This is a genomic window from Stutzerimonas stutzeri RCH2, from assembly GCF_000327065.1.
Classification (GTDB): domain Bacteria; phylum Pseudomonadota; class Gammaproteobacteria; order Pseudomonadales; family Pseudomonadaceae; genus Stutzerimonas; species Stutzerimonas stutzeri_AE.
Genome location: NC_019938.1, coordinates 1 through 9,865, shown reverse-complemented (window position 1 = coordinate 9,865; position 9,865 = coordinate 1). Strand labels below are relative to the sequence as shown.

16 protein-coding genes are annotated in these 9,865 nt (G+C 60.3%); 1 reads left to right on the top strand and 15 read right to left on the bottom strand.

The annotated features are described in order from the left end of the window. Positions 1-10: 10 nt before the first annotated feature. From PSEST_RS21515 to PSEST_RS21450, 15 genes are all read right to left on the bottom strand, one after another. Positions 11-412 (bottom strand): terminase small subunit, encoded by a 402-nt coding sequence (locus tag PSEST_RS21515; protein WP_015279025.1) that lies wholly within the window; start codon positions 410-412, stop codon positions 11-13. Beyond that, complete coding sequence (locus PSEST_RS21510; RefSeq protein ID WP_015279024.1) at positions 409-1,077, bottom strand: hypothetical protein; 669 nt, start codon at positions 1,075-1,077, stop codon at positions 409-411. Before PSEST_RS21510 ends, PSEST_RS21515 begins: the two co-directional genes overlap by 4 nt. Positions 1,078-1,102: 25 nt before the next feature. Beyond that, positions 1,103-1,723, bottom strand: a complete 621-nt coding sequence (locus PSEST_RS21505) for a hypothetical protein (protein WP_015279023.1) — start codon at positions 1,721-1,723, stop codon at positions 1,103-1,105. Positions 1,724-1,725: 2 nt separating this feature from the next. After that, positions 1,726-2,052, bottom strand: coding sequence for a hypothetical protein (locus PSEST_RS21500; RefSeq protein ID WP_041757277.1), 327 nt, complete (start codon positions 2,050-2,052; stop codon positions 1,726-1,728). Between the two features lie 18 nt (positions 2,053-2,070). Beyond that, positions 2,071-2,604, bottom strand: coding sequence for a hypothetical protein (locus PSEST_RS21495; RefSeq protein WP_041757275.1), 534 nt, complete (start codon positions 2,602-2,604; stop codon positions 2,071-2,073). A 192-nt stretch (positions 2,605-2,796) separates the two neighbouring features. Then, the gene (locus PSEST_RS21485; protein ID WP_015279021.1) at positions 2,797-2,976 is read right to left on the bottom strand and encodes a hypothetical protein; all 180 of its coding nucleotides are present in this window, start codon (positions 2,974-2,976) and stop codon (positions 2,797-2,799) included. Continuing rightward, positions 2,973-3,245 carry a helix-turn-helix domain-containing protein gene (locus PSEST_RS21480; RefSeq protein WP_015279020.1) on the bottom strand — a complete coding sequence of 91 codons (273 nt, stop codon included), beginning with the start codon at positions 3,243-3,245 and terminating at the stop codon, positions 2,973-2,975. Before PSEST_RS21480 ends, PSEST_RS21485 begins: the two co-directional genes overlap by 4 nt. 969 nt (positions 3,246-4,214) lie before the next feature. Beyond that, the gene (locus PSEST_RS21475) at positions 4,215-4,535 is read right to left on the bottom strand and encodes a hypothetical protein (RefSeq protein WP_015279019.1); all 321 of its coding nucleotides are present in this window, start codon (positions 4,533-4,535) and stop codon (positions 4,215-4,217) included. Between the two features lie 109 nt (positions 4,536-4,644). Beyond that, complete coding sequence (locus PSEST_RS22230) at positions 4,645-4,788, bottom strand: hypothetical protein (protein ID WP_015279018.1); 144 nt, start codon at positions 4,786-4,788, stop codon at positions 4,645-4,647. Positions 4,789-4,860: 72 nt separating this feature from the next. Continuing rightward, a complete protein-coding gene (locus PSEST_RS21470; RefSeq protein WP_015279017.1) occupies positions 4,861-5,067 on the bottom strand; it encodes a hypothetical protein in 207 nt (68 codons plus the stop codon). After that, positions 5,064-5,231, bottom strand: a complete 168-nt coding sequence (locus tag PSEST_RS22225) for a hypothetical protein (RefSeq protein ID WP_015279016.1) — start codon at positions 5,229-5,231, stop codon at positions 5,064-5,066. The genes PSEST_RS21470 and PSEST_RS22225 overlap by 4 nt, the downstream gene beginning before the upstream one ends. Positions 5,232-5,785: 554 nt before the next feature. Further along, entirely contained in the window at positions 5,786-7,492 is a 1,707-nt protein-coding gene (locus PSEST_RS21465) for a VapE domain-containing protein (RefSeq protein WP_015279015.1), read from the bottom strand. Positions 7,493-7,495: 3 nt separating this feature from the next. Further along, a complete protein-coding gene (locus PSEST_RS21460) occupies positions 7,496-7,675 on the bottom strand; it encodes a helix-turn-helix transcriptional regulator (protein WP_015279014.1) in 180 nt (59 codons plus the stop codon). A 298-nt stretch (positions 7,676-7,973) separates the two neighbouring features. Next, the gene (locus PSEST_RS21455) at positions 7,974-8,387 is read right to left on the bottom strand and encodes a hypothetical protein (protein ID WP_051035542.1); all 414 of its coding nucleotides are present in this window, start codon (positions 8,385-8,387) and stop codon (positions 7,974-7,976) included. A 121-nt stretch (positions 8,388-8,508) separates the two neighbouring features. After that, entirely contained in the window at positions 8,509-9,153 is a 645-nt protein-coding gene (locus tag PSEST_RS21450) for a recombinase family protein (RefSeq protein ID WP_015279012.1), read from the bottom strand. A 158-nt stretch (positions 9,154-9,311) separates the two neighbouring features. Here PSEST_RS21450 and PSEST_RS21445 point away from each other — a divergent pair, with 158 nt between their 5' ends. Continuing rightward, positions 9,312-9,548, top strand: coding sequence for a hypothetical protein (locus tag PSEST_RS21445; RefSeq protein ID WP_015279011.1), 237 nt, complete (start codon positions 9,312-9,314; stop codon positions 9,546-9,548). The last annotated feature ends 317 nt before the right edge of the window (positions 9,549-9,865 follow it).

Here is a 9,865-nt window from a genome sequence, read left to right as displayed (position 1 = left end):
TTTGCCCCACCTAAACCCGGCCGGCTCGCTCCCGTGCGGCCTTCAGCTTGTCAGCCAAGCCGACCTTGAAATCCACCGTCACATCCAGTTGCTGACGGTCGAGCCCCAGGAGGCGCGCCTTGCCCATCGTGGCCGATACCGCGGCAGATGGCCGGTCAACTGCCAAGGCCCGCGCCCTCGCTGCCTCCAGCTCTTCCAGCAGGCTGTCTACGGTGTCGCCGTGGCGTTCCAGGATGGGCTCACGCAGTTCTGCCAGCCTCGCCCTGATCTCGCCCTTCTGCAGCAGCTCATAGCCCTTGTTGTTCACCGTCTCCGGCTTCATGTTCTCCGCGTTGTAGGCCCGACGGTAGGCCTCGCTTGCGTTGCCTGTCTCGATGTAGGCCAGACAGAAGGCCTCTTGTTTGGGTGTCATTCCCGGATCGCCTTCACTGAGCGCGCCGAATGCATGACGGCATTACGCTGGATGGCTTCCAGGATGGTGTTGATGCGTTCGCGTACCTCTTCCGGGACGACAGGGCTGTTCCCATAGCGCACGCCGTTTGGCTCGATCTCGTCCTGGGTGGCGATGAAGAGCAGTTTCCCTGCAAGGCCAGCTAAGGCGTCGAGCGCAATATCGTTGCGGGTTTCTATGCGGTTCGGCATGACGCCTGGCTGCTGGCACGCTCGGGCATGGGAATTCGTGGCTTGTGCTACTTCCTTCACGTCAGCCCAGGCGGCGCCGACTTCTGCGAAAGCAGATTCCAGCTTGCTCCATGACGCCTGCAGCGATCGGCAAGCGCCGGGGATTGCCTGCTCTGCAGTCTTCACGGCGGCAACGCGCTCATTGATACGCTGGTCATGCTTGCGGCGATCCAGGGCGCGGCAGGCGGCATCAAGCGCGGTCAGCTCGTCCTGCAGCTCGCGCAGCTCCTGCTTAATGGCCGGTACGCGCTTGGTCGCATTATCGTCTCCCTCTGCTGCGGCCAGTGCTGCGGCTTCGTGTTCGCCTTCGAGCTGTTCCTGTCGCAGCTCCAGAGCCTGGCGGCGTGCGTCGAGGCTGACTTCTACTTCGTCGATGTTGCGGGCGGTGGCGGTCATGGTTTGTTCCTTCTCGGTGTGGGGGTTATTTGCGGCGTGCCCGGGTGCGGCCGGCTTCGGCCAGCAGCTTCACTAGGGCGGGGTCAGATCCGGCGCCCATATCCAGCACCTTGCCGGCATTGGGGACGGTGTTGATCAGGCGAGCCGCTTCGGCTTTGGCGTACGCCATGTTTTGGTCGAACTCGCTCCCCCAGGACGTCCTCAGAGAAGACAGGCAGCGCTCGTTTCGGGCCTCTAGCTGCTCAAGGGAGGTAATCGGGGCGGTGACGGTGTCGTTCACTGTCGTCATCAGGGCTCGCATATGGTCACGTCCGAAGCCTGCCTCGGCCGCGAACTGCTGCAGGGCGGTGCTGCTGGCGTGGAATGCGGCGCTGTCGACTTCTTCGCCGTTTATCCGGTCCTCGCGCTCCATGTTTTCGTAGAAGTCGGCCAGCTCCGGGTAGTGCTGATCGGCGGGGACCTGGTGCTCACTCATCCCATAGAAGGCGTCAGCGATGCTTTCGGTTGAGGACGTTTCGTCGATGTGGCCGTCTGGCGCCTGGCTGACTGGTTCGGGAGCCTTCCCGCTACCCAGCAGCGAATCCGGAGCGTCCGGGGGCGTAACAGGGGTGCCGTAGAAGGCGTTGGCTATGCTTTCGTAGTCCATGCTTAAACCCCCAGCAGAGTTTTGCGGCCAGTTGGCGCAGCGCCGAGGCTGCTGCTCAGGATCGTGCTGCCGTAGCCAGCAGCGGCGGCGCGGCGGCGGCGCTCATCTTCACGGGCAGCCAGTACGCCGCCGTCCACTTCAGTTGGCGCGGCGTTGGGGTTCGCAACGGTTGACCCGGTGAGTTCGGCCGGACCATTCAGGAGATCAGGCATCAGCCCGTTCTCTTTGCCAGCCAGGGAGGGCAGACCCACCTTGTCGAGAATCTTGTTGTCGAGGTCGAGAGGGTCGTGGATTTTATGGATGGTCTTGATCAGCTTACTTCCGCACATGTGATTTCTCCGAAGGGATCAACGCTCTAACCCGAATGGGTCGAGGTGTGTTTTTGAGGGGGCCAGCAGGTAGCGCTGGGCGTTCTCTTTCTCGATCCGGCGCTCCATACGGCGTAGCGATCCGGGGTTGAGCGATTCCTGCACGCTGTACAGGACGAGGTAGTCCAGCGCGGCACGGGTGTAGAACAGGTTGGCAAAGGGCGTTTGCTGGATGCCGAACCGGACGGCGGCAGCTGCGGCATCGTCTCCATCGCGGACGCGGTAGAGCACGTCGGCCAGGCCTTCAATTGCGCCCGCTGTCGGGCCTGCCAGCGAGCCGATCAGCCCACCACCAAAGCGGTTGGCCTCGCCGAACAAGAAGTCGCCATAGATGCCCAGGGCGCCGCCTTGGAGCATCGCAGCGGTCCATGTCTTGGCGTCATCAGCGGGGCGGGGCTCACGGCCTTTCAGGAGGTCTGCCATCAGCTCCAGGGCTGTCTCCAGATCGGTGCCGTCTGGTCCGTTCGCATAATCGGCAGTGCTTTGCACCGCGCGCAGGTCAGGCTGGCTCAATGGTCCACCCTCCTTGATTGCTAAAAAGGGCGTCAGCGAGCCGCTGAGCGCGTTCGTGTGCTTCTTGCTCGGTGTCGCCCTGCAGAACCACCAACGTGCGGCCCTGCTGTTTCAGACGGACATGGAATTTCTCAGGAAGGCCTTGGGCGGCGCGGTGCAAGCGGGGGCCGGTTTCCAGTTGGACGGGATGCATCACCACGCCCCTCTGAAATCGGATTCCTGCAGCGAGGCCAGATCCCGCACGGTTACGTCCAGGCCGCGGCCGTGAATGTGGATCAGCCCGTTCGGCTTGGCCGTCATCTTCAGGCCCATCGCCTGGATGGTCTGGCGCGCCTCTTGGCGGCGCAGTTCCTTGAACTCTTCGGGGGTCATGCTGCGGCCTCCTCAGCAGCTGTGAGGTAGTACGTCGCCACGCGGGGATGCTTGAAGCCGTGCTCGTCGATCAGGTCGGAGAGGTGGGTCTTGATCGGGTGACCGCCGGCCCGAAGGTCAGCAATGCGGGCGCCTGGTCGGCAAATATTCAGTTCCGAAACGATCTCGAAACTATTGATGGAGCCGGTCTGTAGCCGCTCCAAGAGGCGCGCGCACTGAGCTGTAGCACTTACGTCAGTGAGGCGGTTTCTAGAGCGGCTGGCAGTCATGCGGCGGCGTCCTGGTGTGGTGGCTTGTTCTCAGCTAGGGCAATCAGGGCGGCGCAGGCTTGAACATCACCAGCCGCTGCAGCATCGCGTAGGCGATTACGGGCGGCCTCTACCTCTCGCTTAGTCACGTCCTTGGCACGTCCGCGGCGCTTGGTCGGCTGCTGAGATTCTGTAAATGCCATTTTCTGCCCCTGCTATGTAATAAAAAACGACATGTCGTCATAGTTGACATGATATGCCGATTCGAGCAGAAGACAAGCTTTTAGTGTGTATTCATCCAGTAGTTTTTAGGTGTGCCTCAGGTGCAACAGATCGGAGACGCCATCCAGGGCGATGCGGCGGGGCTTTCAGGGGTCAAGGTGAGGGGCAGTCGTTGCACTAAATAACGGACAGGCAAAGTGATACGTCTGGCGAGCTGTCGGGGTGTCTGTCGGGTGTGTCGGGCGGGGGGCGTGCCTATCGGAACTACCAGAATTGGTAATTTCGACTAGCGCGGTACGCACCTGGAAAGTACCGATTCCGTGCGCACCGGCTTGCGTACCAGCGTTTTGCGCACCTGCTCCGGCCTGCTGTCAGGTGTAACAGTGGCGTAACGGGTGCCGCCCTGGTGATGGCTTGGTGTATCTCTCAGAGGCTCCAGAATCGCCGTGGCGAGGCGTTCGCGATCTGGCTGTGGGCAGGGTGGCGGAATGGGCGTATCGAGCGGCTGGCGTGGCTTGTAACAGCGGCAAAGGGCTGGTCTGCGCCCCGGGCGGCTGACTTTTGATTCTAATCTTTATCACCAGTCAGCGATTCAGCGCAAAGCGCGGATCTGCCGCGGCGCGCTGCGTAACAGGCGGGTTTTCATGGATACCGACTGGCGTTGAACAGGTGTTGAACGATCGCTGAACGCTTGGTGCACGAAACGTGCTCAGTTCTGAGCACATAAAAAACCCCGCTCGGTGGCGGGGTCTGGTGGCAATTGACGGTCTACAGGATCTCTCGCAGCGTCTCTTCGTCGAAGTTCTCCCATTCGTTGAGACTGTTGCGGCCGAACAGTGCTTGATTTACTGCCGTCCGATCGGCTCGGAATGCATCAATCTGCGCCTGGCTGCCTGCGCCCCTCTCCCGGTACCACTCCGTCAGCTTGCCTTGTGCGCGCAGCTCGTTAAGCACCGTCCAGTAATGGAGTGTGTGATGTCGCTCGGCCTCCAGCAGGTCATGAATGGCTTTCTGCTGCTCGTCGGTCAGGTGTGCTAGTACGGGCTCAGTCACTGCGGTGGCGTTTGCTTCTGCGGTCATTGCGGTCATTCGGTATCACTCCTTGAGCTGCGGCTGCGGTCCCTCCCCAGGTTCCGAACAGCCGCATGGTTTGCGTGGTTATCGTGTTGGCGATTCAGTTCTTTAAGCCGACTGTCGGTCAGCTCAGAACCTCCACGCGGGCGGTGCCCAAGGTCTTCAGCGCGGCCAGATCGGCCAGCCGGAACGATGCCGGCAATGTGAGGCTGCCCAGGACTTCCCCGGCCAGGTTGAACAGTCGAACGGTGATATTCTTGCGTTGCATATCGGCGTGCCTCTCAGTGGTTGCCGGTGTGTAGCTGGCCTGGTGTTGGTAGCACCGGGTCAGCGCCTTCTCTTACTCGAAAGATTCCATCAGTTTCAGCAGCTCGCTGGCTCCGATATCACGGCCCTTGCCGTCCATCCCCAGCCAAATGAAAACGATGTTTGCGTTCTTCTCCAAGGTGACGCGCAGCTTCGGCTCATACAGCGGCCATTGGAACTCTACCCAGCCGGTTTGATGAACTTCGGCCATCGCGTCGTTGAGCTTGTCGAATGCGCTCATTTCTTGGCGTCCTCTTTCAGTCGCTGCTCGATCCCCTTGGCGATCAGCATTCGCAGCGCATCAGCTCGGTTAACAGGAATGCCGTTCTGCTTCTCCAGCATCTCGCGCAGCTCATCCACTTGTTTCAGGGTTTCGTCAGGTAGTCGGAGCGTCAGGTGGGGCATATGGTGTGTTCCTCTGTGTTCTGGTGTGACACACAATAGAACACGGTAGAACACGGGTCAATAGGGATCGGCTCACTTTTGAGCACATCCCCCATTGGGGGGAGTTACCCACTACCCCGAAACGGGGTTTCCGCCATCGGCGCACACCTTGGCGCGCTCCTGGTTGAAATCTGGCGAACTGGTGGCGGGTATCGGTCACGAATCTGGCGTAGTGGTGGGATGGTGGGATGTCACCACTAGATCCCACCACGCCTACAGCCCTAGTGCCACGCGGGTTTCAGCCAAAAGTGGTGGGATGTGGTGGTATGTTTCAGTTAGGGGAAAACGGTGTGTAATCGGCGGCGCTCGACTCCTATACAGCAATACCCATACAGATTTACTTCTATAAAGATCCCACCACATCCCACCACATCGCCTACAGCCCTAGTGCCACGCGGGTTTCAGCCATGGTGGGATCTCAAAAAGAAGCCACCACGATCCCACCACATTGACCACATCCCACCACGCCCAGGCGAAAAAAACCCCGCTCCGTAGGCGGGGTCGTAGATCAGTACTTAGTAGATCCTTTTCCGGGCCTCCATTATCGGATCTGGCAGCAGGTAGACGGTTGTCCCGCGCAGCATCCGGTGCTTGTACAGCTTCCGGAGTAGCGCGCCGGCCTTGAGCGAATCACTTCGAGCGGGCTTGTCGAACCCTAGTTCGCGCAGCACATCGGTAGCGGATAGCCAGCGGTCACGTAAGTCTTCCGGGTCGTAGCTGGAAAGGATCAGCTCCTCGACGGCATCCTTGCTGCGGAATGCGTCGTTGTGCTCGGCAATGGCGCGGTTCTCTTCCGGGTTGAGATGCCACGTCTCGCCGGCCTCGACCAGTGACAGGGCTTCCGCCCACGCCTGTTGAACGTTGACGGTGTGCTGGTACTCGACAGCAGCAACTTGGATCGGCCAGAACCGGCGGTTGTTGGTGTCATCCATGAGGAACTGCACGTTGTTCACGCTACCGAAGAACGCGGTGCGCCGCTGGTACTGGTTGGCGGCTCGTGCGTAGGCCGGACGGATCTCGTCCGTCTCGCGGCTCAGGAACGCCTTCAGGCTCTCAATGTCGGATTTCTTGAAGGTCGCCCCGATCTCGCCAAGCTCCACCAGCCACTTGCTCACGGCCAGAAGAACCGAGTCTTTGTCGTCCGGATTAAGCGTCACGCCGTCCGCCTGGAACTCCTTCGGGCACAGGCTGTTGAAGAACCGCGTCTTGCCCAGGCCGCCCAGCGGGTCTACCAGGATCAGCACATGCTCGAACTTGTTGGCGTGCCCGCTCAGGATCGCCGCGGCGCCTAGGAACCACTTCCGGAACAGCGTCCAGCTGATCGCCGTCTTGCTCTCGTCGGCCAGCGTCAGGCACTCGAACAGCGCCCGGACGTGCTCGCCTCCATCCCATCTGCGCGAGCGAACCCAATCCAGCGCCGGGTTGTAGGCGTCCTGAGCTGCCAGACGATCTAGGTGGCTTCCAGCTTGGGTGTACGGGTAGCTGTTGATCCTGCACAAGTCCTCGATCAGCGACAGCGACACGTTGCGCGCTAGGTCGCCGGTCGGGCGCTTCCCGTTCACGCTGATCTCTACGTCGCGCGACAGCTCGTTGTAGCGGATGCGAACCCCGTAGGCGCTCACCATGCGCGACAGGTTCTCGGCGGTTCCCTGCGCCCGGACGAATGACAGCTCGCCGGTTTCCTTGTCCTGCCTCCAGACGATTTGGCTCGGGTGATAGATGGCCTGCGGAGACTCCAGCGGCATATCCAGGTGGGCGCGCTCAATCTCTTTGAGCTCGGCGGCAATCGCCTCTAAACGCGCCTGAGACTTCGCCACCAATGGGATTTCAGACTCCAGCACGTCGGCCGGGTTGGCCTCGGCAATGCTCACAAGGACGTCCAGGTTTCGCCGCTCGCTCTCCAGGTTCTTGCGGTGGTACTGGACGCGAGCGGTCAAGGTCATGCCATCGGCAAACACATCCGACCAGGTTAGGCCCATCGCCCCTAGAATGCTTTCCTTGTCGCAGCCAGCGCGGCAGACAAAGCCGATGTCGCCGTTACTGTGTTCTGTGAAACCGAGGCTAGGGCTTTTGTCCTCATGCGCCGGGCAGCAGGCAGCCCACCACTCACCAGACCCTTTGCGTGCCTTTGGCAGAGACTTGAAGTGTTCAATGGGGCTGATTTTCGACAGGGCAGCAGGCATCGCCAGGCCGATTGAGGGCCTTTGAATATGGACGGTCATAGATCACGCCTCCCCGGACAGGTGGCGTTTGATCGCTTCCAGGTCGTAGCGAACCACTCGTCGCGTAATGCGCAGCGGCTGAGGGAAGCGGGGGTCTTTGGCCCAGCGGCAGAGGGTTGCCTCGGAGATACCGAGATCTGCGGCGGTTTGCTTGCCTGAATGGCGGTGTGTCTCGATCTTCATCGCATCTTTCCTGTGCGGTGAAGGCCGGCGGGGGTATGCGCGCTATGCATAAATGCATTGACGCAAAGGATCACCTGTACTGATAATTCACTTAGCTTAAGGCTAAAGCCATAAGCGCGTCGCAAACGCAAAAAGTGAAATCCGGTGTGCAAGCTTTCCTCTTGTAACTCCGTCGAACCTTCGGGTTCTTAAACCCTCCTTCGACTGGTCCTCGTTGGGGGGTTTTGCTTTTCTGGAATCAGAAAAACTACCGCAATGTTACTCGCCGCCGAAACGGCACTCAACCAATTATCTCTGTCTACCCATCCAGTGTTTTCAGAAGGTCAGCAAACGACCCCACTGGACCGGACGGGGGTTGCTCGCCCCCCTTCTCCATCACTGGTGGCGTAGCCGGCTTGTGCTCGATCAATCGCAGCTCAGCACGCAGCCCCGCCAATTCCTCACGCAGCAGGCGCAGTTCCTCCAGGAGCGGCTGCAGGGCGTCTGTCGGGTGTGTCGGGTCAGCCACTGGCGCCGGCTGTCGGGTGTCTGGTTTTGCTGTCGGGTCTGTCGGTGGCTCGCCCCATACGCGGATCGCTTCTGACAGGTCTATTACCTTCTGCCCTTTCCCATCCAGCCCAGCAGATACGCGGCCTTTCTCGACGGCCTCATAGACGGTCGAGCGGTGCATTCCGTAGAGCTTGGCGAGTCTTCCGAGGGTGAATGCGGGCATGTCGGGCGCTGCCGGGTAGGGTTGTCGGTTGCCCGACACTCTAGCGCGCCTCGATCACTTCCCTAAACAATGATTTGGGGAAGTAACCCGGCCGATTAGATCCTTCACGCTAAGGAGCTAATCAGCGCGCCGGCAGCAGCCCCTCCTCGATCATCTGGTCACGGATCTTGAGCACGGTAGTCGTTGAGCAATCGGCCCAATTGGGGCTGGCAATCTTCCGAATCCCAAAGTTGGCGGCCAGTAGCTCGCGGATCTTTTTATGCAGCTCCTGGTTGACTGGACGCCCCTTATAGCGGCCTTCCTCCTTCGCCTTCTTGATGCCTTGCGCCTGGCGCTCCCGACGCTGCTCGTAGTCCTTGCGGGCGATGGCGGCCATCATGTCCACCAACATTGAGTTGATAGCGGCCAGCATCCGGCCGGTGAACTCGTCGCCCTTCGTGTCGGCGATGCCCTGGTGGCTGGTCGGCAGATCGAGCGCGACGATGCGCAGCCCCTTGGAGTCGATAGCGGTTTTCAGCTTCTGCCAGTCCTCGGCCGGCAGGCGGGATAGGCGATCGATCGATTCGACCAGGAGCACGTCGCCCTTCTTGGCGTCCTTCAGTAGGCGCAGCAGCTCGGGGCGGTCGGCCTTGGCACCGCTCTCGTTCTCCAGGTACTCGCACGCGATGTGCTGACCGTGGTTGGCGGCGAATTGCTCCAGCGCGTCACGGGCGCGGCTGGCGTCCTGCTCACTGGTTGAGGCGCGAAGGTAGGCGCGGACGAACATGGCTGGTCTCCCTGTGTTGCATTTAAGGTGCTCACTTAATATCGTTGCACTTTAGACGTATCACAAAAGGAAATAAAGGCCTTTCTGCTCGTATTTGCCCGTATTAGCTCAGCTATGCTTGAAAGTAACAGGGCAGTTGCCACCACGGAGGGGATGCGATGAACAAGGAATTAGACGAGGCGCTGAACAGGAAGGCATGGGCGTTGGCTATTGCTGCCTGGCTGGTCGGGGCGGCGGTCCTTTACGCAGTCCATATCCTGGCTGGGGAAATCAGCAGCCGGGATCTGCGCTGGTGGATCGATGCAGGCCTATACGCCGCTGGGTTCCTGTACTTCTTGGCGATTGGCGCGTTGCATGACCTGTTTTTGAAGTGGGTTTACCGCCGCGCCGTTTGATTTCCGGTGATTGTTTTTCAGAGGCCGAGCTGCTGAACGATGGCGGCAGGATCGGTGCCACGCTGCAGGGCGCGTCGGGCATCACGCTGCATTGTGTCGATGCACTCGTTTTCGAACTTCTCTGCCATTCGACACGCCTTCTTCACGATCAAGACAGCGAGTTCTCTAGGAAACGGGACAGGTTCTTGCGTTGGGCGACCATAGGCAATCGACACTGATTCTCTCCGCTGGTGTTGGGTATGCCTGCCACCGCCCAACCAATGAAAGGCGCGCAGGCTGTCGGGGTTTTGGCCCTGGCACTCGCCGACTAATCCAGT